We start from the raw sequence: 22938 nt of genomic DNA, 5'->3' as shown, positions 1-22938 counted from the left end.
CTTGGCGCTTTTCAAACGTCAGATTCGGTTGGCTTATTGGGTGTCAGCCGAAGCGTTCGCCACCCTGGCAAGTCGCCTCTTCAGGTCTTCGCTGGAATACCATTTGCCATGGGTAAAAACGCCCTGAACGTCCGCCGCGTTGCGAATGTCGTCCAGCGGATTTGCACCGACCAGAACGAAATCCGCACGTTTGCCGACTTCGATCGTGCCGGCCTGGTCGAATTCCCCCAGGTATTTGGCGGAGTTTACCGTCGCCGCTCTCAGGGTTTCAAAAGGCGTCAATCCGGCCTCCACGAAGAGTTCCATTTCCTGGTGCTGGGCAAAACCTGGCGTAAGTGCGCCGAAGGCGTCTGAGCCGACCAGGAGGGGGACGCCGGCATCATGAAGCTCTTTGATCAGGGTGAGCAAGATCGTCACATTGCGATCGAAGTGGTCTTTCACGCTTGAATGGTCGTTCACCGACAGCAGAAAGGTTGAAAAGACAGGTACCAGGCCCGCGCGATATTCATTCTTTTGCTTGTCCAGACTCTCGCGGCGCATACCCTCAGGCAGATATTTCAGCCTCGGATCGTCCGCCAGCGCGGCAAAAGACTCGTCCGAGACATAGACAGGGATCATGGAATAGATGATGAGTGTCGGGTCCCAGTACACGCCGGAATCGGCAATGTCTTTCACGACCTCAGCGCGGTAGGCACGGTCTTCCAGCCGGGGAATATTGTGATAATAGGCGGTCAGGAAATTGTTGATATTTCCGTTGTCTTCCTCGCCGAATTTCGCTTCCCGGCCAAAGGTTGCGTCGCGCGAAATGTACAAGAGTTCTTCGATGTGTTCGATGCAATCCATGCGCAGCGTTTGCGCCAGCGGCATCATGTGCTGGCCGTGGCCCCGTATGCGGAACCCTTTTTCGCGGGCCCCGGTGATCAGGGCGTCGTACAGCTCCGGTGACAAGTCACCATGAATCTTGATGGCGTCGTATTGCCGTTCGCCATTTTCCCGAAGCACCGTGTTCACATCATCCAGTGAGGTGATGGTGTTGCTTTCAAGCTGAGGGCCGCTGACCAGGTAACGCGGGCCATCCGTCGTTCCGGCAGCTATGCTTGCGCGCAGGGCAAGATGATCGACCTTACCGCCGCCATCGCCCGTGCCCATATTGAAAACGGTGGTGACGCCGGACGCCAGGTTCAAATCGAAAAAGTCCTGAGGCGGCATACGGTTGTGGACGTGCATGTCCGACAAGCCGGGCATCAGGAACTTTCCCCGGCCATTAATATGCGTGGCGTTGCGATATCGGCTGGATTTACGCCCATCGACAATCGCAATAATTGTGCCGTTGCGCACAACCACCGACATGTCGGGTTGCACGGTCTCCCTGGTCATCGGGATGACCGTCACGTGGTCAAAAACGAAATCCGCGTCATGCCTTGGGTCTGCGCGAACCCCGCCGGGCAGAGCTCCGATCACAACAAAAAGAATGGCAAGCCTGAGTGCCTGAAACATGTAGGTCCCGCCTGTTGCTATTGTCTGTCATTGATGCCCCCGTTGGGGCGATAACAGGGGCCAAGCTAGCCCATCAGGGGTGGTGCTGCTCGGCGAAATTTGCCATTAAGGTGGCGATAATATTCGAATTGACCGGTTAAACTGACGAAATACATACATGGATGCCTTCGATCTGCAATTATTGGAGCAAATGCAACAAGACTGCACCTTGTCGCATGCCGAACTGGGGCGGCGAGTCTCCTTATCGGCGTCAGCCGTCCGTCGCCGTCTGGAGGCCATGCGCTGCAGCGGAGTCATCGCCTCGGAGGTCGCGATCCTTGGGAACATCGCGACCGCCGGCATTACAATTCTGACAAGCGTCTGCTTCCGCGAAGAATCCGTGGCGGCCTATAATGCCTTTCGCGAGCAGATGCGGGCGGATCCACATGTCCTGCAATGCTATTCTGTCGCTGGACAGTACGATTTTATGATGGTTGTCGCGGCACCTTCGCTGGAAGCCTATGAGATCTGGGGCGAGGAGGTACTGATGTCAAATCCGGCCCTGCGGCGGTACGATAGCTATGTCACCTGGTCCACCGTCAAATTTACGACGCAGCGCCCGGTTTTCGCGACATCCTAGCCTGAGTGGCCCGGGATTGTCAGGGCGGTCTTGACAGCGCTGTCCGCACCTTTAAACCAGCATCCTAACGATACAAAACCGTTGAGGAAGCACATGATCATCCGCCGAGACCTGGGTGAGGCCGAGGCCTGCCTGGCCATTGATGCCTGCGTCGCCGAACTGAAGCGCCGCGGCAAGGCCGGCGTCGTCGCCGTCGGCGATTCCCACGGTGAATTGTTGGCGCTGTGGCGCACCGACGGGTGTTCCCTGCCGCCCATCGTCATTGCGCAGAACAAGGCCTACACCGCCGCCCGCGTGCGCGGCAAAAGCGGCGATTTAGGCCGCAATGCCCAAGAGGACGGTTCCGATGTCCACTATCATGGCGATGCCCGCTATGTCGGGTGGGACGGCGGCTTGCCGGTCATCCACGACGGCGAATGCCTGGGCGCGGTGGCCGTCAGCGGATTGACCGGCGTCGAGGACGTCGAAATTGCCGAACTGGGCGTCGCCGCCATTATCAACAGCCTCGTTTAAGGATTTCTCCATGGCCTTTCCCGTTCCCTACGCCGCCGCGGCGACCCGTTACGATTCCATGCCCTACCGCCGCTGTGGCCGCTCGGGCCTTAAGCTGCCGGCGATTTCGCTGGGCCTGTGGCAGAACTTCGGCGGCGACGATGTCTATGAGACCGGCCGCGCCATGCTGCGGCACGCCTTCGACAATGGCGTCACCCATTTCGACCTGGCCAACAACTACGGCCCGCCCTACGGCTCAGCGGAGGAGAATTTCGGCCGGGTCATGGCGACCGATTTCAAGGCTCACCGCGATGAACTGGTCGTCTCGACCAAGGCCGGCTGGGACATGTGGCCCGGGCCCTATGGCGATGTAGGCGGTTCGCGCAAATACCTGATCGCCTCGTGCGACCAGAGCCTGAAGCGGATGGGTCTTGAGTATGTCGACATCTTCTATTCGCACCGTGTCGACCCGGAAACCCCGCTGGAAGAAACCATGGGCGCCCTGGTTACCCTGCACCGCCAGGGCAAAGCGCTGTATGTCGGGATTTCGTCCTATTCACCGGAACTGACGGTCAAGGCCGCGGCCATTCTGAAGTCGGAAAACGTGCCGTTGCTGATCCATCAGCCGTCCTATTCGATGCTGAACCGCTGGGTGGAAAAGGGGCTGCTGGATACGCTGGCTGAGGTCGGCGCCGGCTGTATCGCCTTCTCGCCCCTGGCCCAGGGTCTGCTCAGCAAGAAGTACCTGAGCGGCGTGCCGTCGGACGCCCGCGCTTCGAAGGAAGGCTCGTTCAACCCGGCTTTGATCACCGCCGATAATATCCGCCGTATCCAGGGTTTGAACGCTATTGCCGAAAGCCGTGGCCAGACCCTGGCCCAGATGGCGATTGCCTGGGTGCTGCGCGATCCGCGCGTGACGTCGGCCCTGATCGGTGCGCGGACGGTGGCGCAGTTGTCGGATTCGCTGGCGTCGCTGAACAATCTCGATTTTAGCGCCCAGGAACTGGCAGCGATCGATGAGTTCGCTACCGAAGGCGATATCGACCTGTGGAAGGTGTCGTCGACGCTTTAAACTTATCCTCCACCGCTTGCAGGGGAGGTGCCGCCGTATGGCGGCGGAGGGGGAGCCGGGAGCTCGGAACGCCCCCTCCGTCTCGACGCGCTTCGGCCCATAAGGGGCCTCGCTTGCTCGCCACCTCCCCCGCAAGCGGTGGAGGATAGTTTGCTTTACCTCTCCTATCGCGTGGCGCGAAAATATCTGCCTTTTTAAAACTACACCAAATTGATATGGTTTTATCCGGCCGCCTAAGCGCGACCCGAAAAGTGGCTTCACTTTTCGGATAAGTTGCGCGCCAGCAAAAATGCCCAAGGATAAGACTATGCCGATCTCGCGCCCGCAGCTTCCGCCCGCGAAAACACCGACGACCCCGCAAAGCATCTGGTATGCCCGTTGCCCGACGCTGACGGCGCTGGGCCTGATCGCCAACCGCGGCGTGTTGCAGCGTGAGTTCCTGCGCGAGAACGTCTACATCGTCTCGGTGCGCGAAAACTCGACGCCGCAGATCCGCCAGGGCCATCTCGATCACACCCTGCCCAACCTGATCCGCGAGGCCGATGCCGCCACCGCCATCTGGTCGCATGGGCTTAACGCACAATCGCGCCTGCTGGCCCTGGGCCACACCTTCCACGCCGTCAGCGTCGTCACCCGGGCCTCCCAGCCGATCGACTCGCTGAAGGACCTGGTCGGCCGCCGTCTGTCGGTGCCCAAGGAGGCCGGGGCCTTTTCGCCGGCACAGGTGCGGACCCTGCGCGCCTGGGAGACCATCCTGGCCCTGCGCAACATTCCCGTCCGCGACATCGAATGGGCGCCAGTCATCGCCGACCATCCGTCCGTGCCCTTCGGCGACGTCGCCCGCCGCGAGGTCGAAGCCCTGCTGGGCGGCCAGACCGACGTCGCCATCCTTTACGGCGCCAAGGGCATCGAGTTGGCGCGTAACGCCCATCTCAAGGTCGTCCACCGTTTCGAAGCTGCCGACATCGCCAAGGACCCGCGCCTGCTGGGCCTGGTCGAACAACGCGCGGTTACGGTCGACAGCACCCTGCTGGATGCCCGCGACGATCTGGTGGCGCGGGTTCTGGGCAACCTGCTCGAAGCCGCCGACTGGGCAACCGACTTCCCGAAAGAGGCGCTGCGCCACGCCGCCCTGGAGGGCAAGGTCGAGTTGGATGACGCCGCCGCGGCCTATGACGGCCTAGTGGCGCAAGGCGCGCAGCTCGGCCTCGAACCCCATCGCCTGGAAGCCCTGGAAAGCCTGCATGCGTGGCTGAAAAACCGCCATCTGGTACCCGAAAGCCATCAGATCGCGTCCTGGCTTCGACCTGAAATTCTGGAATCGGCGCGTCACGCCGTTCCAGCCTGACTTCGGCCTCGCCCGGTTGGCCGAACCGGCGGGAGGTGCGTTCCTTCTCACCAAAGACGCACCTCCCGCCAATTTTGCTTTTGCCCAGGTCGTGATATGACGCGCGCATGAACCCTGTTTTCCGCGATCTGAAGACCTCCATTTTCGAGATCATGTCCGGCGAAGCCCGCCGGCTGGGGGCGGTCAATCTCGGCCAGGGATTCCCGGAAAGCGACGGCTTCCCGGATGTGCGTCAGGCGGCCGGCGATGCGCTGATGCAGCAATCCAACCAGTATGCCCCCATGCGTGGCCTGCCCGTGTTGCGCCAGGCGGTGGCGGCGTTCTACCAGAAGTACCAGGGTATCGATCTCGATCCCGACCGCCAGGTTCTGGTGACGTCCGGCGCCACCGAAGCCATCTGCGCCGCCATCATCTCGCTGATTTCGCCGGGCGACGAGGTGGTGGTGTTCGAGCCGATGTACGACGCCTATGTGCCGCTGATCCGACGCGCCGGCGGGATCCCGCGCATCGTTCAATTATCGCCGCCGCACTGGCGCTTCAGCCAGGCCGACCTGCATGCGGCCTTCAATGCGCGCACGAAACTGGTTTTGCTGACGACACCGAACAACCCGACCACCCATGCCCTGGGCCAGGCGGAGCTGCGGCTGATTGAACACTATGCCGAACGCCACAATGCCTTTGTCGTCGCCGATGAGGTGTGGGAACAACTGGTCTTTGATGGCCCGCATTTGAGCGTGCTGCACCTGCCGGCGTTGTCGCAGCGGTCGATCAAGATCGGTTCGGCGGGCAAGATCTTTTCCCTGACCGGCTGGAAGGTCGGCTTTGTCTGTGGTCCGGCGGAACTGGTCGATCAGGTCGCCCGCGCCCATCAGTTCATCACCTTTTCGACCCCGCCGGCCCTGCAGCATGGCGTCGCCTATGGTCTGGGGCTGCCGGCGGAGCGGTTCGACGAAGCCCTGGCCGGGTTCCGGGAGTCGCGCGACTATCTGGTGAAGGGGCTGAACGACGCTGGTTTCACTGTGCTTCCGGCGCAAGGGACCTATTTCGTCAATATCGACCTGATGGCGTCGGGCATTGACCGGCCGGGCTTGGAGTTTGCTTTCGATCTCTTGAACAAACACGGCCTGGCGACCATTCCGCTGCAGGCGTTTTGCGAATCCGACCGCGATTTGCCGGTACTACGGCTGTGCTTTGCCAAGGCCCAAGAAAGCCTCAACAAGGGCATAGAGGCGCTCAAGGCAGCCCGCTAATTTCGCACTTGCAAACCGAAGTGAAACGTTTCACTCTCAAGCCATGCAGGAGCCGACACACGACCGCATAGCTGAAACCGCAAGGGCTTTGGGGCTGGATTTGCCCGAGGCTTGCCGGCCGGGCGTGCTGGCCAATCTCGACTTGCTGGCGCAGCATGCGAAGGTGCTGGACGACTACCTGGCCGGGGACGACGCATGACCGGTCTCGTCGAACAGGCCTTGTCCGCCGCCCAGAACGACCGCCACAACGCCTTTACCCGCATCCTGGCTGATCAGGCTCGCCGTGACGCCGCTACATCTAAAACCGGTCGCCTCGCTGGCATGCCCTTTGCCGTCAAGGACCTGTTCGACATTGCCGGGTTGCCCACGACTGCCGGCGCCAGGAAGCGCCTTGACGCCATGCCCGCTAAAGCCGACGCCACCGTCATCACGCGCTTGAAAGCCGAAGGTGCCGTCCTGATCGGCACCACCAACATGGACGAATATGCCTACGGTTTTGCCACGGTGAATGCCCATTTCGGCACCACCCTCAACCCTCACGACCTTGACCGCCTGGCCGGCGGGTCGTCCGGCGGTTCAGCCGCCGCGGTCGCTGCCGGTCTCGTCCCCTTGGCCTTAGGCTCCGACACCAATGGTTCGATCCGCGTCCCGGCTTCGCTGTGTGGAGTCTGGGGCATGCGGCCGGCTATGGACGACGTCCCGCTGGAGGGCGTCTTTCCGTTCGTCCACGCCCTCGACACGGTCGGCCCGTTCACCCGTTCGCTCGCCGACCTGAAGCTGGCCTACGAAGTCATGTCCGGGCGCGTTCTCGCGACTGCATCCGGGACGCCCCGAATCGCCCGCCTGACAGTTTTTTTTGCGCGCAATGCCGGCCCCGACGCCTTGGCGGCGGTTGCTGCCATCGAAGCCGAACCGCTCGACCTTTCCATGGCTGACGCCGCACGCTCCGCTGCCTTCCTGATCACGGCAGCCCAGGGTGGGGCGCTGCATCTCAACACCTTGAAATGCAGCGCGATGGACTATGACCCTGCCGTGCGCGATCGCCTGATCGCCGGCGCCATGCTGCCATCTGCGACCTATTTGCGTGCGCAGGACCTGGCTGTCCGCTGGCGCGCCCAGGTCGCCGAAGCCCTCGAGCGCTACGATATCCTGGTCGCCGCATCCACCCCCGTTACCGCCCCGCGAATCGAGGACAGCACCATAGAGATCAGCGGCCAGACCGTGTCGGCGCGGGCCAATCTCGGTATTCTGGCCCAACCGCTCAGCTTGGCCGGGATTCCCGTCATCTCGGCGCCGGTCCGCAAGACGGGCCTGCCGATCGGCCTGCAATTCGCCACCGCCCCCGGCCGCGAAGCCTTGCTGTTCGACTACCTCGCTGGTCTCGAAGCCGGCGGCATAGTGGGGTGCGCATGATTCACGCGCCGTCATCCTACCGCGGCATGGTCACCGCGCCGCATCATCTGGCGTCCCAGGCTGGATTGGATATCCTGAAGGCCGGCGGGACCGCCCGCGAAGCCGCCGTGGCCGTCGCCGCGACCCTGGCCGTCGTCTATCCGCATATGAATTCCATCGGCGGCGACAGTTTCTGGCTGATCCGCGAGCCCGACGGCCAAGTGCGCAGCGTCCACGGCTGCGGCGGTGCGGCGCAAAAGGCGACACTCGAACTGTATCGCGGCCATGACGCCGTGCCGTGGCGCGGGCCTTTGGCGGCCAATACCGTGGCCGGTACGATTTCCGCCTGGCAGGCCCTGCTAGACGGCGGCACCGTTCCCCTCGATCGCATTTTGGAGGCCGCCATCCACTATGCTGAAGGCGGTATGGCGGTGACCCAGGGTGGTGCTGACATTGCCGCCGCCAAGGATGCCGAACTGAGGGATGTCTTCGGTTACAGTGACGTCTTCCGCGGTCCGTTGCAGGCCGGTGACCGGCTGAAGCAACCGGCTTTGGCGCGGACTCTGAAACGCCTGGCCGCGGAGGGGCTGAGCAGCTTTTACGCTGGCGCCCTGGCGCGCGATATCGCTGCCGATCTGGCGAAGGCGGGTTCGCCAGTCGGCCCTGCCGATCTTGAAGCGCATAAGGTCGAATTTCCGCAACCGCTGCGCACAGCCATTGCCGGCGCGACCCTGCACAATGCGGCGCCGCCGACCCAGGGGTTTGCCTCTCTGCTGATCCTGGCCCTGTTTTCGCGGTTGGGCGTCGGGTCGGTCGACGATTTCGCCTATGTCCATGGCTTGGTCGAAGCCACCAAGCGCGCCTTTTTGCTGCGCGACGCCCATATCGGTGATCCGGCCTGGATGGATTTCGATCCGCAGGCCCTGCTGTCGGATTCAGCGGCGCTCGATGCCCTGGCCGCCAAAATCGACCCCGCCAAGGCCCTGCCGTGGCCGCACGATCCGGCCCCGGGCGACACCGTTTGGTTCGGCGTCATCGACGGCGAGGGCCGCGCGGTCAGCGCTATCCAGAGCACCTATTTCGAGTTCGGCTCGGGCCTGGTCCTGCCGCAGACCGGCATCATCTGGCAGAATCGCGGTGCTTCGTTCACTTTGACGGAGACTGGTTCACGCGCGCTCAAGCCGGGCCGAAAGCCCTTCCATACCCTCAATCCCGCCCTGGCGGTGTTCAACGACGGCCGTGTCATGGCCTACGGTACCATGGGCGGCGAAGGCCAGCCCCAGACCCAGGCGGCGATCTTTTCGCGCTATGCCGCCGGCGTGCCGCTGCAGCAAAGCGTCACCGCGCCGCGCTGGTTGCTGGGCAAGACCTGGGGCGAGAACAGCGTCACCTTGAAGCTGGAGGACCGGTTCGATCCGAAGCTTTACGCGTCGCTGCGCACGGTAGGGCACGATGTCGAGTTGGTCGCGCCCTTTACCGCGATGATGGGCCATGCCGGCGCGCTGGTTCGTCACAACGATGGCCGTATCGACGGTGCGACCGATCCGCGTTCGGACGGGAGTGTGGCGTCATGGTAGCCTCCGGTCAGCGCGCGGTCGAACGGTGCAATGTCCTGGGCAGCGGGGGGTTCAGCGACAGCCCGGATTTCCTTTACCGGCCGTATCTGGGCAACGGTCACCGCGCCACGCTTGATCAGGTCGCGAGCTGGATGGAACAGGCCGGCATGACCACGCGGATCGATGCGGCCGGCAATCTGGTCGGCCGTTACGGTGGCGGCGAAAAATCTCTGATCATCGCTTCGCATCTCGACAGCGTGCGCGATGCCGGCCGCTATGACGGCCCGCTGGGCGTCATGTTGGGCATCGAAGCCGTGGCCGCACTCAATGGCCGGCAATTGCCGTTTGCCGTCGAAGTCTACGGCTTCGGCGACGAAGAGGGTTCGCGTTTTCCCGCCGCCATGCTGACCTCGCGCGCCGTCGCCGGGGCGCTCGACCCTGTGGCTTTGGATGTCCCCGGCCTGGAGGACGCCTTGCAGGATTTCGGCCTGTCGACGGCGAGATTTCTCGACGCCCGGCGCGATGCCGCGGACCTGATCGGCTATGTCGAAGCCCATATCGAACAGGGGCCGGTGCTGGAAGCCGAAGGGCTGGCCCTGGGTACCGTCACGGCGATCGCCACGCAACTGCGCTTTGAAATCACCGTCGATGGCATAGCCGGTCACGCAGGCACCAACAGCATGGCGCTGCGCCGCGATGCGCTGACGGCGGCAGCCGAAATGGTCCTGGCCATCGAAGAGGTGGCGCGCCAAGGGCCCGACGATCTGGTCGCCACGGTCGGACGGATGGCGGTTGGCCCCGGAGCACCCAATGTCGTGCCGGGACTGATCGTGTTTTCGCTGGATGTGCGTGCCGGCACCGAAACGGTGCGCAATCAGGCCGCCGAAACCATTCAGCAGCGGCTGAGCGCCATTGCCGCGGCGCGGGGCGCTGGTCTGGAGGTGCGGCAAGTCCATGATCTACCGGCGGCGCCGTGCAATCCGGTGTTGATGGACCTGATGGATCAGGCCGTCGCCGCCACCGGCCAGACGCCGCGCCGGTTGGTGTCCGGCGCCGGTCATGACGCCATGATGTTTTCACCGATCACGCCGACGGCCATGTTGTTCATCCGTTGTAAGGACGGCATCAGCCACAATCCGCGTGAAAGCGTGACGCCGGAAGATGCCGACCTGGCCCTTCGCGCCTTGACCACCTTTATCGACCTGCTGGAAGCCCGTTATGCCTGATGTTTTTGGGGAAATCGATCCGCCGCAAAGGCTGTTGATGGGACCGGGACCGGTCAATGCCCATCCGCGCGTGCTGCGCGCCATGTCGGCCGACCTGCTGGGGCAGTTCGATCCGGAAATGACCGGCTATATGAACGAGACCATGGCGCTGTATCGCGGCGTGTTCCAGACCCAGAACCGCTGGACCTTCGTCATCGACGGTACCGCCCGCGCTGGTATCGAAGCCGCCCTGGTGTCGCTGATCGAGCCGGGCGCCAAGGTGCTGATCGTCCGTTCGGGCCGGTTCGGGCTGCTGCTGACCGAGATCTGCGAACGACTGGGCGCTGACTATGTCAGCGTCGATGCCGACTGGGGAAAGGTGGTGCCGTTCGAGCGCATTGCCGAGGCGGCGCGCACCCACCGGCCGCAGGTTATCGCTGCCATCCACGGCGACACCTCGACCACCATGGCCCAGCCTTTGGATGGCCTGGGGGTCTTGTGTGCCGAGATCGGCGCGTTGTCCTGTGTCGACGCCACGGCGACCCTGGGCGGGATGAGCGTGCCGGTCGATGCCTGGGGCGCCGATATCGTCACCGGGGGCTTGCAGAAATGCATGGGCGGGCCGTCGGGTTCGGCGCCGATCACCATCTCCGACCGTGCCGCCGAGTTCATCTTTGCGCGCCGCCATACCGAAAAGGGCATCCGCGCCGTCGATGCCATGGATGGCAGCCGCGCCCGCATCGGTTCCAACTATTTCGACCTGGCCATGATCATGGACTATTGGTCGGACAAGCGGTTGAACCATCATACCGAAGCCACCTCCATGCTGTATGCGGCGCGCGAATGTGCCCGCATCGTGTTGCAGGAAGGTCTGGAGGCGCGTTTTGCCCGCCATGCGGTGGCGGGCCGCGCCATGGTCGCAGGCAGCAGGGCGATCGGCCTGACGGTTTATGGCGATGACGCCTATCGCATGACCAATGTCACCGGCATCGTCATTCCTGATGGTGTCGACGGTGAGGCCATTCGCCGTCGCATGCGTGAGGATTTCGAGATCGAGATCGGGACCGCGTTCGGGCCTCTGGCGGGGAAGATCTGGCGCATCGGAGCCATGGGCTACAATGCCCGCAAGCATAAGGTGTTGATCACGCTGGGGGCTTTGGAGGCCTGTCTGCGTGCCGAAGGTTTTGCGGCGAAGTCGGGGGTAGATGCGGCATTGCCGGTTTTTGAGGGAGTTGAGAATGGTTGAGGTCAGCCTCCTTTATCCTCCCCCGTTTACGGGGGAGGTGCCGCCGTATGGAGGGGGAGCCGAGAGCTCGGAACGCCCCCTCCGTCTCGACGCGCTTCGCCTGAAGAGGGCTCGCTTGCTCGACACCTCCCCCGCAAGCGAGGGAGGATAAGACGTGATGACCTACCCCCGCGATCTTGTCGGCTATGGGCCGACCCCGCCTGATCCGAAGTGGCCCAATGGCGCCCGCATCGCCGTCCAGTTCGTCATCAACTACGAAGAAGGCGGCGAAAACTCCGTCCTGCACGGCGATGCCGGTTCTGAAGCCTTCCTGTCGGAAATGGTCGGCGCGCAACCCCACAACGGCATGCGCAGCATGGCCATGGAAAGCCTGTACGAATACGGTTCGCGCGCCGGCTTCTGGCGGTTGCATCGGATTTTCACCGAGCGTCAGGCGCCGGCTACGGTCTTTGGTGTCGCCATGGCCCTGGCGCGCAATCCCCAGGTGGTCGAGGGCATGCTCAAGGCCGACTGGGAAATCGCCAGTCATGGCCTGCGCTGGATCGACTACCAGCACATCGCCGAAGACGTCGAGCGGCTGCATATCCAGGAAGCCATCGACCTGCACCGCACCGTCACCGGCAAGCGCCCGGTCGGCTGGTATCAGGGGCGGACCTCGCCCAACACGGCGCGGCTGATCGTGGAGGAGGGCGGGTTTGTCTATGACGCCGATTCCTATGCCGATGACCTGCCCTATTACGACACCCGCTATGGCTCGCCGCAACTGATCGTGCCCTACAGCCTGGATGCCAACGACATGAAGTTCGTGGCCTATAACGGTTTCGAGGATGGTGAGGCCTTCTTCCGCTATCTGCGCGATACCTTCGATCAGCTTTATGCCGAGGGGGGGCGGATGATGTCGGTGGGGCTGCATGGCCGGATTGCCGGCCGGCCGGCGCGGGCCGCCGCTGTGGCGCGCTTTATCGACCATGTCCAGGCCCACGACGCCTGGATCGCCAGACGCATCGACATCGCCTGCCACTGGCTGAAGGTGCATCCATGGACGAAGTGAACGCCCTTAGCGACGAGGCCTTTGTCGCGCGGTTCGGCTTTCTTTTCGAACATAGCCCGTGGATCGTCGCGGCCGCCGCCAAAGCGCGCCCGTTTGCCGATGTGGCGGCCATGCATGCCGCCTTGCTGAACGTGGTGGATGCGGCGACGGCTGGGCAAAAACTGGCCCTGCTTCAGGCCCACCCGAAACTGGCCGACAAGGCCGCCGTTGCCGCAGGCCTGACACGGGAGTCGGCATCGGAACAGGCGTCGGCGGGACTGGACCAATTGACGGCGGAGGAGTTCGAGCGCTTTCACGCCCTGAATAGCGCCTATGACGCGCGCTTCGGGTTTCCGTTTATCATTGCCGTGCGCCTGGCGGGCGGCAAGGCGGGTATCCTGAAGGCCATGGAGACCCGGCTGGATAACAGCCCTAAGGCTGAGCTGGCCACGGCGCTGACGGAGGTCGGCAAGATCGTTCGGCTGCGCGTGGAGGATGTCCTCCCATGAGTTTGGCTGACCTCAATGCCCGTGTCCGACACGACCTCGCGACCCTGAACATCGGGGCCTTCGCGGAGCCATCCGATGGCATCTACGACGTCATCATCGTCGGCGGCGGTCAGTCGGGTTTGGGCGCCGCCTTCGGGTTGTTGCGTGAGCGGGTGAGCCAGGTCCTGGTGTTGGATGAAAATCCGGCGGGCTACGAAGGGCCGTGGGAGACCTATGCCCGCATGGTGACCTTGCGCACGCCCAAGCACCTGACGGCGATCGATTTCGCTATGCCGTCCCTGACGTTTCGGGCTTTCTGGGAGGCGCAGCACGGTTCCGAAGGTTGGGAAGCGATCGACAAGATCCCGCGTGGCGACTGGATGGCCTATCTTCGGTGGTATCGGGAAATCCTGAATATTCCGCTGCGTAACGACACGCGGGTCGATCTGGTCGAACCTGCCGACGGCCTCTATGTCGTTCGTGCCGGTACGCAGCGTTTTAAAGCCCGCAAGGTCGTCCTGGCCACCGGCATCCAGGGCGGCGGCGAATGGCACGTCCCGCCGTTGATCGCCGACGCCTTGCCGCCGCATCTCTATGCCCACACCTCCCAGCCGATCGATTTCGCCGCCTTGCAAGGCAAGCGCATCGCCATCCTGGGCGGCGGCGCCTCGGCCTTTGACAACGCCCATCACGCCCTGACCGAAGGTGTCGCGGAGGCGCATGTCTTCGTCCGCCGTAACACGCTGCCGACGGTCAATCCCATCCGCCATATGGAAGCCGCCGGATTTATCGCGCGTTTTCCCGCGTTGAACGATGCCGACAAATACGCGGTCATGTCGTCCTTCTTTCAGCGCAACCAGCCGCCGACCAACGACACCTTTGCCCGCGCGGCCGCCATGCCGGGGTTTCACTTGCATCTCGGTGCACCGTGGCACGCGGTCGAGCACACCGGCGATGGCGCCACGGTCACAACGCTCCAGGGACGTCACGATTTCGATTTCCTGATCGTCTCGACCGGCCTGATCACCGACCCGGCGCTACGGCTGGAACTGCGTCTGGTCGAAAGCGGAATCCGGCGATGGAAGGATGTCTACGCAGCGCCCGATGACATCGCCAACGACTTGATCGATAACCATCCCTATCTGTCGCCGGGCTTTGCCTTCACCGGCCGCACGCCGAGCGACGAAGCGAAGCTGCGCGGCCTGTATGCCTTCAACTATTCGGCGCTGATCAGTTGTGGTCTGTCGGCCTCGGCCCTGTCGGGGCTGAAATACGCTCTGCCGAAACTGGCCTCGGGCATCGCCGACGACCTGTTCCGCGACGACAGCGCGGGCAAACTGGCCGCCTACTACGCTTATGACGAGCCGGAATTTACGGGAGTCGCATCATGACCCTGTCGACACATGTCCTTGACACCATGCACGGCACGCCGGCGGCGGGAATTTCCGTTCGCCTGCTGCATGGCGCGCTGCCTTTGTTCGAAGGCGCCACCGATAATGACGGCCGCTGTCCGGGCTTGAAAGACCTGGTCCTGCACAAAGGCGCCTATCGCTTGGAATTCCACGTCGCTGCCTACTTCCGCCGTCGCGGCATCGACCTGCCCGATCCGCCGTTTCTCGAAGTCGTGTCGATCGATTTCGGCATCAGCGGCGATGGCCATTACCATGTGCCGCTGCTGGTCTCGCCGTTTGCCTATTCCACCTACCGGGGCAGCTGATGGACGATCTGCCCAAACGCATAACGCTGAAGGATGTTGCCCGCGCCGCCGATGTGTCGCTGGCCTCGGCCTCCTATGCCATTAACGGCACAGGCTCGCTGGGCGAGGCCGTCCGCAGCCATATCCTGCGCACGGCAGAGAACCTGGGCTATCGCCGCAACCTGAGCGCCCGCGCCGTGCGGACGGGAAAAACCGGCGCCATTGGTTTGGTCGTGCCCGACTTCACCAACCCTTTCTTCACCCACCTGGCGCAGTCGGTGATGCGCGCCGCCCGCTTGGCCGGCTACTGCGTCTTCGTCACCGATACTGAAGAGTCGGAATCGTTGGAGCGCGAGGCCTTCAAGCGCATGATCGACCGCGGCGTCGACGGCATCGTCTGGTTTCCGATCCGCGACGTCAACACGGTCGAGGCCCAGACGCGGATGGTGCCGACCGTGTTGATCGACCGCAGTATTTCGGGCCTGGAATCGATCCAGGCCGACTATGCCAGAGGCGGGGAACTGGCGGCGGAACACCTTATCGGCCTGGGTCATAGCCGCATCGGCGTGGTCGCCGGCCCGCGCGATATCCTCAGCCAGAAGCAGCGCATCGACGGCGCCGTGGCGGCGATCAAGGCCGCCGGCACTCTGGCTTTTTCGGTGAGCAATGCCTTTTCCATGGACCTGGAACCATCGGTGACCAAGGCGATTTCCGCCGGCAAGGCCACGGCCATCTTCGCCGGCACCGACCTGATCGCGCTTGGCGTCATCCGCTATGCTCAAAGCCTGGGCCTGCGCGTGCCCGACGACCTGTCGGTGGTCGGCTTCGGCGACATGCCGTGGGGCCAGATGGCGTCGGTGCCCCTTACCACGGTAGAGATGCCGATCGACGACATGGCGCAGGAAGCCGTCGACGCTTTGATGCGCCGCATCGACCAGCGCGAACCCAGCCACGGTAAAGTGTTTGCCACAGGATTGATCCGGCGCGGATCGACCGCCGCGGCCCGCATGGTGAAGATCGCATGAGCCAGGTGCTGCGTTTTCTGCTGGACGGCGAGGTGTTGGAGCTTCGCGATATCGAGCCGACCACGACGGTGCTGGACTGGCTGCGCTATCATCGCAGTCGCACCGGCAGCAAGGAAGGCTGCGCCGAGGGTGACTGCGGCGCCTGTACGGTGGTGGTGGCGGAACTTTCCGCGGCCGGCGTCGTCGCCTATCGCGCGGTCAATGCCTGCATTCTGTTCCTGCCCATGCTGCACGAAAAGGCGCTGTTGACGGTCGAGTCCCTGGGCGGCGATCATCCGGTGCAGAAAGCCATGGTCGAGCTGCACGGCTCGCAATGCGGCTTCTGCACGCCGGGCATCGTCATGTCGCTCTACGCCCGGAGTTTAGGCGGGGCCGGTACAGTCGAGGCCGATGCGAAGGATGTTCTGGCCGGAAACCTGTGCCGTTGTACCGGTTACGGGCCGATCCTGGAGGCGGCTTGTGCTACGCCATTCGCCGCCCTCGACGAGACGCTTGCCGACCGCTTGCGTGCCATGCAAAGCGACGATCCGCTTGATCTGCCGGGCTGGATCGCGCCGAAAACGGTGGACCAACTGGCCCAGGTTTTGGTCGAAAGGCCGCAGGCGCGCATCATCGCCGGGGCTACCGATGTCGGCCTGTGGGTCACCAAGCAGCACCGTAGCCTGCCCGACATCGTCTATATCGGCGATGTTTCCGACCTGTCGGATATGTCGGAAACGGCGGAGGGGCTCACCCTGGGCGCCGGTGTTCGCTACAGCGATGCCCATGCGGCGCTGACCCGGCTGCATCCGTCGCTAGGCGAGCTGGTCCGCCGTATCGGTGCGGTCCAGGTGCGCAATTCCGGCACGATCGGTGGCAATATCGCCAACGGCTCGCCCATCGGTGACATGCCGCCGGCCCTGATCGCGCTGGGCGCCAGCGTGACCTTGCGCCGGGGCGATGTGCGGCGGACAATTCCGCTGGAGGATTTCTTCATCGCCTATGGCCGGCAGGATCGTCAGCCGGGTGAATTCGTCGAGAGCGTATTTATCCCGCGTCCGACGGGGCTGTACCGCGTGGTCAAGCTGTCGAAACGGTTCGACAGCGATATCTCCGCCGTGTGTGGCGCGTTTCATGTCACGATCGCCAACGGGGTCGTGACGGCGGCGCGGGTGGCCTTTGGCGGCATGGCGGGAACGCCGAAACGCACCATGGCCTGCGAAGCCGCCCTGGCGGGCCAGCCGTGGTCGCAGGCAACGCTGGAGGCCGCCGCACTGGCGCTGAGGCAGGATTATCAACCGCTCAGCGATGTCCGCGGTTCCAGCGAGTACCGCCTGACCTCAGCCGCCAACCTGGTCCGCAAGCTGTGGTTCGACGGGGTTTCGGTGCTGGATGTGAGGCCGGTCCATGCCTGATGCCGTCCACCAGTCCATTCCTCATGATAGTGCCGCGCTGCATGTCGGCGGCGCGGCTATCTACGCCGATGATGTGGCGGAACCGAAGAACCTGCTGCATCTGGCGTTCGGGCAATCGCCCCATGCCCATGCCCGCATTGTTTCCATGAACCTGGATGCGGTTCGCGCGGCGCCGGGCGTGGTGGCGGTGTTTACCTCGGCGGACATTCCCGGCGCCAACAATGTCGCGCCCGTTTTCGGCGACGATCAGTTGTTGGCTAGCGAAAAGGTGGTCTTCGTCGGCCAGCCGGTGTTTCTGGTGGCGGCTATTTCCGCCAAGGCGGCGCGCATGGCGGCGAAGCTGGGCGAGGTGGTCTACGAGCCTTTACCGGCCATCCTGACCATTGCGGAGGCGCGGGCCGCCGGGTCGGTCCTGGAGCCGGCCCAGGTCATGGCGCGCGGCGACATGACGGCGCTGGACGTTGCGCTGCATAGGGTTTCCGGCAAGGTGGAGATGGGCGGGCAGGACCATTTTTACCTCGAAGGCCAGATCGCCATCGCTACCCCCGGCGAGGCCGGGACCATGCACATCCTCAGTTCCACCCAGCATCCGTCAGAGATCCAGCACCTGGTGGCGCATATGCTGCATCGGATGAGTGCGGATGTGACGGTCGAGGTCCGGCGCATGGGCGGCGGTTTCGGCGGCAAGGAGACCCAGGCGGCGCTGTTTGCCGCGGCGGCGGCGCTGGTGGCGGAAAAAACCGGAAGGCCCGCGAAATTCCGCGTCGACCGTGACGACGACATGGTCATGACCGGAAAACGTCATGATTTTGAAGCAGAATTTGACGTCGGCTTCGACGATGACGGGCGGATTCAAGCGCTCAGGCTGGAGCTGGCGTCACGCTGCGGCTGTTCGGCCGACCTGTCCCTGGCCATCAACGACCGGGCCATGTTCCACAGCGATAATTGCTATCATTTGCCGAATGTGGAGATCATCTCGCATCGGTTTAAGACCCATACCGTGTCGAACACCGCCTTTCGGGGCTTCGGCGGGCCGCAGGGCATGTTGGCTATCGAGCGGGTGATGGATACCATCGCCGCGCATCTCGGTCGCGACGCGTTGGACGTCAGGAAGGTAAATTTTTACCGCCTCGGAGACGCCACCCCGTACGGTATGGAAGTAACGGATTTCGTCGCAGATTGCATAATTTCCGAATTGATGGAAACCTCGAACTATGCGGCGCGCAAGGCGGCGATCGAATCGTTCAATGCCACCCACCCGTATCTGAAGCGCGGCATCGCCGTGACCCCGGTCAAGTTCGGCATCAGCTTCACGACGACGCATCTGAACCAGGCCGGCGCGTTGGTACATCTGTATGCCGACGGCTCGATCGGGCTGAACCATGGCGGCACCGAGATGGGCCAGGGGCTCAACACCAAGGTCGCCCAGATCGTCGCCGATGTCTTCGGGGTCGGGTTGGACGTGGTGCGCATCACCGCTACCCGGACGGACAAGGTGCCCAACACCTCGGCCACCGCCGCGTCGTCGGGGACCGATCTCAACGGCATGGCGGCATGGAACGCGGCCCAGACCCTGCGCGGGCGGCTGGTCGAGTTCCTGGGCGGCGATGTCGTCTTCAAGGACGGCAAGGTCACGGTTGGCGACCAGATCTATAGGTTTGGTGAAGTCTGCCGCATGGCGCATATGGGGCGGGTATCGCTGTCGGCAACCGGCTTCTATGCCACGCCGAAGATCCACTACAACCGCAAAAGTCATACCGGCCGGCCATTTCTATACTTTGCCTATGGTGCGGCGGTCAGCGAGGTGGTGATCGACACCCTGACCGGTGAGTCGCGGGTGTTGCGGGCCGACCTGCTGCATGACGCCGGACGGTCGATCAATCCGGCCCTCGACCTCGGTCAGGTCGAGGGTGCCTATGTTCAGGGGCTGGGCTGGCTGATGACCGAGGAACTGGTGTGGGACGACAAGGGCCGGCTTTTGACCCATGCGCCGTCGACCTACAAGATCCCCTGCGCCTCCGACCGGCCGGAAATTTTGAATGTGGAGTTGTGGCAGGCCGGCGAGAACCGTGAGCCGACCATCCACCGATCGAAAGCGGTCGGCGAGCCGCCATTCATGCTGGCTTTGTCGGTGCTGTCGGCCCTGACCCATGCCGTGCAGCAGGCCACCGGCAGTTCGATGATCACCTTGGATGCGCCGGCGACGCCGGAACGGATATTGGCGGCGTTACGTCATGACTGATTGGGCAGGGAGTGCGCAGAGATTGCTGGACGCCGGGACGCCGTGCGCCCTGGTCAGCCTGCTGGCGGTTGAGGGTTCGGCGCCGCGCGAGGCCGGGACGCGCATGGTGGTGACCCGGGAGGGGCTGGTCGGCACGATCGGCGGCGGCAATCTCGAATACCAGGCCATCCATCAGGCGCGTGCGGTGCTGGAACACCCGCCGGGGACGTGGCGCATCCAGGACTATCCGCTGGGGCCGCTGCTGGGGCAGTGCTGTGGCGGGCGGGTTCGGTTGATGGTCGAACGGCTGGACCCCAGTCGGTCGCAATGGCTGGGCAAGGTCAATGGTCATGAGGTTCGGTTGGAGACTCGGCTGTTTGACAGCCATGTCGAACGTGACGAGGGCGAGGCCGGTGTGATTTCGGCGAAGGGAACGGCGCCCAAGGCCGGCGACAGTTTCGCCGAGACGGTCGGGGAACCGCATGTGCCGTTGATGATGTTCGGGGCCGGGCATGTCGGCCAGGCGATCGCCGGGCTGCTGCCGGGGCTGCCGTTCGATCTCGACTGGCAGGACAGTCGTGAGGGGCACACCCTGGACGCGATGGAACAGGCGGCGCGGGAGGCCAAGGGCCTGGTGCTGATCCTGACCCACGACCATGCGCTGGATTATCGTTTGACGGCGGCGGCCTTAAGTGGACGGGCGCAATTCATCGGCCTGATCGGGTCGGCGACCAAGCGGGCGCGGTTCCTGTCGCGCTTAACCAAGGACGGGTTCGATGAAGCGATACTGGCGCGTCTGACCTGTCCGATCGGGATTGCCGGCATCACCGGCAAGGCGCCGGAGGTCATCGCCGTATCGGTGGTGGCGCAGCTCTTATTGCTCGCAGATATGAGCGCGGACGGCGGCGCATAACGACGCCTTGATCCTGGCGAATTCTTCGTCGCTTTTGGCCTGACGTGGCGCATCCTTCATGAAGGCCTCGGCATCGGGCCAGTAGCGTTCGTAGCTGTAGGGGTGGACCTTCGCCGTAATCCGCGGCGAGGCGTTTTGCACGTTCTCGACATTGTGGAAGGTGTCATCGACGAAATAGACGTCGTTGTAGCGCGCCGGCAGGCTGCGCAGCAGCAGGTTCAGCATCACGCCCTTGTCCTGGCCGTTGACCAGCATGACGCCGTCCGACACTGTCACCGGGCGGTAGGGGCCGGCCGGCAGTTTCAGCCCGACCCAACGCGCGGCGTAGCGGATCTCCTTGTCGCGCAGGTCACCGCGCCGGATACACAAGGGCGGTCCGCATTCCGGCGCACGGGTCAGGTCGATGCCGTTGGCCTTCAGGGCGGCTTCGGTGGCGCCGCGTAAGGCCGTGCCGCGCGCGCTGAGGGCATAGACGGGGATGCCGGCCGCCTGGAGCTGTCTGACCAGGGCGGCCGAGTCCGCTTGCGTCGGCGTCATGGTCGAGGCTTGCAGGAAGAAGGTATTGTTGCGCAGAAGGGCGTCGAAGGCGTCGTCGCTGTCGTCCTGGCTGCGTTGCCAGTTGAACCATGTGTCGCTGCCCAGGTCCTGCGGCATGGTCAAAAGCGTGTTGTCGATATCGAAGATTACGATGACGTTGCGGCCTTTGGCTTTTGCGCTCAGGGCCGCCTGGACCGGGGTGGCCAGGTCGGTGACGGAGATGTAGGTGGGTACCGGCTGATAGGTCGTGCGTTGGCGTTTTTTGGCTTCGGCGGGCAGGGCGGCCGTCATCATCAGGGCGGCCAGACCCAGAAAACATATGGCTTTTTTCACATTCTTACCCTTGGTTTCTGATGAACCTATCAGACGATCGGCAAAAATGAAGCGTTTTGTGAAACGTTTCACTTGATTATCGCAGTGCAGCAGGTTCTTATATCTGAAGCATAAGGGCTTGGCCGCAAAGAGGACCCCTCCGTCTCGACGCGGTCGCCCCGTAAGGGGGCTCCCTTGCTCGCCACCTCCCCATTTTCAATGGGGAGGAGAAGGAAAGAAAATCCTTAGCCAGGGGAGACGCGTGATGCAAAGGCCGCGCAGCTATCTCGGCCGTTTCTGCCACGCGCCGGAACGCGGCCGGATCGAATGTCTCGACGACGCCCTGGTGTCGGTCGACGAGGATGGCCATATCGTCTCGGTCCTGAAACCTTCCGATGATGGCTATAATCGTGCCCTGACCGAGGGACCCGTCGAGTCCATGCCGCGCGGCGCCTATGTCCTGCCCGGGTTCTGCGACCTGCACGTCCATGCGCCGCAGTGGCCGCAGATCGGCAAGGCGCTGGATGTGCCGCTGGAGGTCTGGCTGCAGCAGCATACTTTCCCGCTGGAGGCGCGGTACAGCGATCTGGCGTTTGCGAAGACCGCCTATACCGGCCTGGTCGATGACCTGCTGTCGAACGGCACGACCACGGCCCTGTATTTTGCCACCGTCCATCAGGACGCCACGCGGCTGTTGGCCGATATATGCCTGGACAAGGGCCAGCGCGCCCTGATCGGCAAGGTGGTGATGGACAATCCGGAGCAGTGCCCGGACATCTACCGCGACGATTCGACCGACGCTGCCCTGCGCGGGACGGAGGACTTCATCGCCTATGTTCGCGGCCTGAACAGCGACCGCATCAAGCCGGTGGTGACGCCGCGCTTTATCCCGTCGTGCACCGATGCCGCGCTGGAAGGCCTGGGGCAACTGGCGCGGTCGTGCCGCTGTCACATCCAGACCCACGCCTCCGAAAGCGACTGGCAGCATCGCTATGTCTTCCAGCGCCACGGCCTGAGCGATACCGACAGCCTGGACCGGTTTGGCTTACTGACCCGGCATACCGTCCTGGCCCACGGCAATTTTCTGAGTTCCACCAATATGGACACCCTGGTGGCGCGGGGGACGGGCGTAGCCCACTGTCCGTTGTCCAACGCCTATTTTTCCAATGCGGTGTTTCCCCTGAAGCGGGCGCTGGAAAAGGGCGTTCGCGTCGGGCTGGGGTCGGATATCTCCGGCGGTCCGTCCTCCTTCCTGCCGGATTCGATTCGCGCGGCGGTGTTTGCCTCGCGGCTGCTGGACGATGGCGTCGACTGCGAGAAGGACTATCCCGAACGCGGCATCCGCGATTCCCGCATCGACTGGCGCACGGCCTTTTATCTCGCGACGCGCGGTGGCGCCGATGTGCTGGACCTGGCCGTGGGCGGGTTTGAAGTGGGCCGCCAGTTTGACGCCATCCTGATCGATCCGAACGCGCCCGGTGGCAGCCTGAACCTGATGGAGGGCTATGACAGCGCCGAGGACGGGCTGCAGAAGATCCTGTATACGGCAAACAAGGCGAACATCACGCGGGTCTGGGTCAGTGGGCGTGCCGTTGTCTGATGTGATCGTGTCAGCGGTTTAAGGCTTATCTGCGGACAAGACTTG

21 protein-coding genes are annotated in these 22938 nt (G+C 63.5%); 19 read left to right on the top strand and 2 right to left on the bottom strand.

What is annotated here, in order from left to right; genetic code table 11:
• Positions 1-33 precede the first annotated feature (33 nt).
• Entirely contained in the window at positions 34-1497 is a 1464-nt protein-coding gene (locus ABAC460_RS31825) for an amidohydrolase family protein (protein WP_081716478.1), read from the bottom strand.
• A 157-nt stretch (positions 1498-1654) separates the two neighbouring features.
• On the opposite strand from ABAC460_RS31825, the gene ABAC460_RS31820 reads away from it, so the two are divergent.
• The 18 genes from ABAC460_RS31820 (at position 1655) to xdhC (ending at position 20444) form a co-directional block, all read left to right on the top strand.
• Entirely contained in the window at positions 1655-2116 is a 462-nt protein-coding gene (locus ABAC460_RS31820; RefSeq protein WP_023452687.1) for an Lrp/AsnC family transcriptional regulator, read from the top strand.
• A 93-nt stretch (positions 2117-2209) separates the two neighbouring features.
• Positions 2210-2629 (top strand): GlcG/HbpS family heme-binding protein, encoded by a 420-nt coding sequence (locus ABAC460_RS31815; protein WP_023452686.1) that lies wholly within the window; start codon positions 2210-2212, stop codon positions 2627-2629.
• 10 nt (positions 2630-2639) lie between these two features.
• Positions 2640-3680, top strand: coding sequence for an L-glyceraldehyde 3-phosphate reductase (gene mgrA / locus ABAC460_RS31810; protein WP_023452685.1), 1041 nt, complete (start codon positions 2640-2642; stop codon positions 3678-3680).
• Positions 3681-3987: 307 nt separating this feature from the next.
• On the top strand, positions 3988-5028 hold the full coding sequence (locus tag ABAC460_RS31805) for an ABC transporter substrate-binding protein (protein ID WP_023452684.1): 1041 nt from the start codon (positions 3988-3990) through the stop codon (positions 5026-5028).
• 107 nt (positions 5029-5135) lie between these two features.
• Positions 5136-6278: an aminotransferase gene (locus ABAC460_RS31800; RefSeq protein WP_023452683.1), complete on the top strand. Its 1143-nt coding sequence runs from the start codon at positions 5136-5138 to the stop codon at positions 6276-6278.
• A gap of 43 nt (positions 6279-6321) precedes the next feature.
• Positions 6322-6477 (top strand): DUF4089 domain-containing protein, encoded by a 156-nt coding sequence (locus ABAC460_RS48920; RefSeq protein ID WP_023452682.1) that lies wholly within the window; start codon positions 6322-6324, stop codon positions 6475-6477.
• Complete coding sequence (locus ABAC460_RS31795) at positions 6474-7691, top strand: AtzE family amidohydrolase (RefSeq protein ID WP_023452681.1); 1218 nt, start codon at positions 6474-6476, stop codon at positions 7689-7691. Before ABAC460_RS48920 ends, ABAC460_RS31795 begins: the two co-directional genes overlap by 4 nt.
• Positions 7688-9247 carry a gamma-glutamyltransferase family protein gene (locus ABAC460_RS31790; protein ID WP_023452680.1) on the top strand — a complete coding sequence of 520 codons (1560 nt, stop codon included), beginning with the start codon at positions 7688-7690 and terminating at the stop codon, positions 9245-9247. The genes ABAC460_RS31795 and ABAC460_RS31790 overlap by 4 nt, the downstream gene beginning before the upstream one ends.
• The gene (locus ABAC460_RS31785; protein ID WP_023452679.1) at positions 9241-10452 is read left to right on the top strand and encodes an allantoate amidohydrolase; all 1212 of its coding nucleotides are present in this window, start codon (positions 9241-9243) and stop codon (positions 10450-10452) included. The genes ABAC460_RS31790 and ABAC460_RS31785 overlap by 7 nt, the downstream gene beginning before the upstream one ends.
• Positions 10445-11677 (top strand): pyridoxal-phosphate-dependent aminotransferase family protein, encoded by a 1233-nt coding sequence (locus ABAC460_RS31780; RefSeq protein ID WP_023452678.1) that lies wholly within the window; start codon positions 10445-10447, stop codon positions 11675-11677. Before ABAC460_RS31785 ends, ABAC460_RS31780 begins: the two co-directional genes overlap by 8 nt.
• A gap of 157 nt (positions 11678-11834) precedes the next feature.
• Positions 11835-12728, top strand: a complete 894-nt coding sequence (gene puuE, locus ABAC460_RS31775) for an allantoinase PuuE (protein WP_023452677.1) — start codon at positions 11835-11837, stop codon at positions 12726-12728.
• Positions 12716-13216, top strand: a complete 501-nt coding sequence (gene uraD, locus ABAC460_RS31770; RefSeq protein WP_023452676.1) for a 2-oxo-4-hydroxy-4-carboxy-5-ureidoimidazoline decarboxylase — start codon at positions 12716-12718, stop codon at positions 13214-13216. Before puuE ends, uraD begins: the two co-directional genes overlap by 13 nt.
• Positions 13213-14586 carry an NAD(P)-binding domain-containing protein gene (locus ABAC460_RS31765; RefSeq protein WP_023452675.1) on the top strand — a complete coding sequence of 458 codons (1374 nt, stop codon included), beginning with the start codon at positions 13213-13215 and terminating at the stop codon, positions 14584-14586. Before uraD ends, ABAC460_RS31765 begins: the two co-directional genes overlap by 4 nt.
• Positions 14583-14912 (top strand): hydroxyisourate hydrolase, encoded by a 330-nt coding sequence (uraH, locus tag ABAC460_RS31760; protein ID WP_023452674.1) that lies wholly within the window; start codon positions 14583-14585, stop codon positions 14910-14912. Before ABAC460_RS31765 ends, uraH begins: the two co-directional genes overlap by 4 nt.
• Complete coding sequence (locus ABAC460_RS31755; RefSeq protein WP_023452673.1) at positions 14912-15916, top strand: LacI family DNA-binding transcriptional regulator; 1005 nt, start codon at positions 14912-14914, stop codon at positions 15914-15916. Before uraH ends, ABAC460_RS31755 begins: the two co-directional genes overlap by 1 nt.
• Positions 15913-17310 carry a xanthine dehydrogenase small subunit gene (xdhA, locus tag ABAC460_RS31750; protein WP_023452672.1) on the top strand — a complete coding sequence of 466 codons (1398 nt, stop codon included), beginning with the start codon at positions 15913-15915 and terminating at the stop codon, positions 17308-17310. The genes ABAC460_RS31755 and xdhA overlap by 4 nt, the downstream gene beginning before the upstream one ends.
• On the top strand, positions 17303-19552 hold the full coding sequence (gene xdhB / locus ABAC460_RS31745) for a xanthine dehydrogenase molybdopterin binding subunit (protein ID WP_023452671.1): 2250 nt from the start codon (positions 17303-17305) through the stop codon (positions 19550-19552). Before xdhA ends, xdhB begins: the two co-directional genes overlap by 8 nt.
• Positions 19545-20444: a xanthine dehydrogenase accessory protein XdhC gene (gene xdhC, locus ABAC460_RS31740; protein WP_035426010.1), complete on the top strand. Its 900-nt coding sequence runs from the start codon at positions 19545-19547 to the stop codon at positions 20442-20444. The genes xdhB and xdhC overlap by 8 nt, the downstream gene beginning before the upstream one ends.
• Here xdhC and ABAC460_RS31735 read toward each other — a convergent pair.
• Entirely contained in the window at positions 20406-21314 is a 909-nt protein-coding gene (locus ABAC460_RS31735) for a DUF2608 domain-containing protein (RefSeq protein ID WP_155914601.1), read from the bottom strand. The two genes, xdhC and ABAC460_RS31735, sit on opposite strands and share 39 nt — an antisense overlap.
• Before the next feature lie 244 nt (positions 21315-21558).
• Here ABAC460_RS31735 and guaD point away from each other — a divergent pair, with 244 nt between their 5' ends.
• The gene (gene guaD / locus ABAC460_RS31730) at positions 21559-22893 is read left to right on the top strand and encodes a guanine deaminase (protein ID WP_023452668.1); all 1335 of its coding nucleotides are present in this window, start codon (positions 21559-21561) and stop codon (positions 22891-22893) included.
• The last annotated feature ends 45 nt before the right edge of the window (positions 22894-22938 follow it).

The organism is Asticcacaulis sp. AC460, assembly GCF_000495795.1.
GTDB lineage: Bacteria > Pseudomonadota > Alphaproteobacteria > Caulobacterales > Caulobacteraceae > Asticcacaulis.
Note: the sequence above shows the minus strand (reverse complement) of the source record. Positions and strands in the feature narration are given on the sequence as shown.

What these genes read in the sequence shown, in the direction of transcription:
- ABAC460_RS31785 (WP_023452679.1), top strand. Translation starts at nt 9,241, where the DNA reads ATGGTAGCCTCCGGTCAGCGCGCGGTCGAACGGTGCAATGTCCTGGGC.
- guaD (WP_023452668.1), top strand. Translation starts at nt 21,559, where the DNA reads ATGCAAAGGCCGCGCAGCTATCTCGGCCGTTTCTGCCACGCGCCGGAA.
- ABAC460_RS31765 (WP_023452675.1), top strand. Translation starts at nt 13,213, where the DNA reads ATGAGTTTGGCTGACCTCAATGCCCGTGTCCGACACGACCTCGCGACC.
- puuE (WP_023452677.1), top strand. Translation starts at nt 11,835, where the DNA reads ATGACCTACCCCCGCGATCTTGTCGGCTATGGGCCGACCCCGCCTGAT.
- ABAC460_RS31780 (WP_023452678.1), top strand. Translation starts at nt 10,445, where the DNA reads ATGCCTGATGTTTTTGGGGAAATCGATCCGCCGCAAAGGCTGTTGATG.
- ABAC460_RS31800 (WP_023452683.1), top strand. Translation starts at nt 5,136, where the DNA reads ATGAACCCTGTTTTCCGCGATCTGAAGACCTCCATTTTCGAGATCATG.
- xdhB (WP_023452671.1), top strand. Translation starts at nt 17,303, where the DNA reads ATGCCTGATGCCGTCCACCAGTCCATTCCTCATGATAGTGCCGCGCTG.
- uraD (WP_023452676.1), top strand. Translation starts at nt 12,716, where the DNA reads ATGGACGAAGTGAACGCCCTTAGCGACGAGGCCTTTGTCGCGCGGTTC.
- ABAC460_RS31755 (WP_023452673.1), top strand. Translation starts at nt 14,912, where the DNA reads ATGGACGATCTGCCCAAACGCATAACGCTGAAGGATGTTGCCCGCGCC.
- ABAC460_RS31825 (WP_081716478.1), bottom strand. Translation starts at nt 1,497, where the DNA reads ATGTTTCAGGCACTCAGGCTTGCCATTCTTTTTGTTGTGATCGGAGCT.
- ABAC460_RS31790 (WP_023452680.1), top strand. Translation starts at nt 7,688, where the DNA reads ATGATTCACGCGCCGTCATCCTACCGCGGCATGGTCACCGCGCCGCAT.
- xdhA (WP_023452672.1), top strand. Translation starts at nt 15,913, where the DNA reads ATGAGCCAGGTGCTGCGTTTTCTGCTGGACGGCGAGGTGTTGGAGCTT.
- ABAC460_RS31815 (WP_023452686.1), top strand. Translation starts at nt 2,210, where the DNA reads ATGATCATCCGCCGAGACCTGGGTGAGGCCGAGGCCTGCCTGGCCATT.
- ABAC460_RS31820 (WP_023452687.1), top strand. Translation starts at nt 1,655, where the DNA reads ATGGATGCCTTCGATCTGCAATTATTGGAGCAAATGCAACAAGACTGC.
- xdhC (WP_035426010.1), top strand. Translation starts at nt 19,545, where the DNA reads ATGACTGATTGGGCAGGGAGTGCGCAGAGATTGCTGGACGCCGGGACG.
- ABAC460_RS31795 (WP_023452681.1), top strand. Translation starts at nt 6,474, where the DNA reads ATGACCGGTCTCGTCGAACAGGCCTTGTCCGCCGCCCAGAACGACCGC.
- ABAC460_RS48920 (WP_023452682.1), top strand. Translation starts at nt 6,322, where the DNA reads ATGCAGGAGCCGACACACGACCGCATAGCTGAAACCGCAAGGGCTTTG.
- ABAC460_RS31805 (WP_023452684.1), top strand. Translation starts at nt 3,988, where the DNA reads ATGCCGATCTCGCGCCCGCAGCTTCCGCCCGCGAAAACACCGACGACC.
- mgrA (WP_023452685.1), top strand. Translation starts at nt 2,640, where the DNA reads ATGGCCTTTCCCGTTCCCTACGCCGCCGCGGCGACCCGTTACGATTCC.
- uraH (WP_023452674.1), top strand. Translation starts at nt 14,583, where the DNA reads ATGACCCTGTCGACACATGTCCTTGACACCATGCACGGCACGCCGGCG.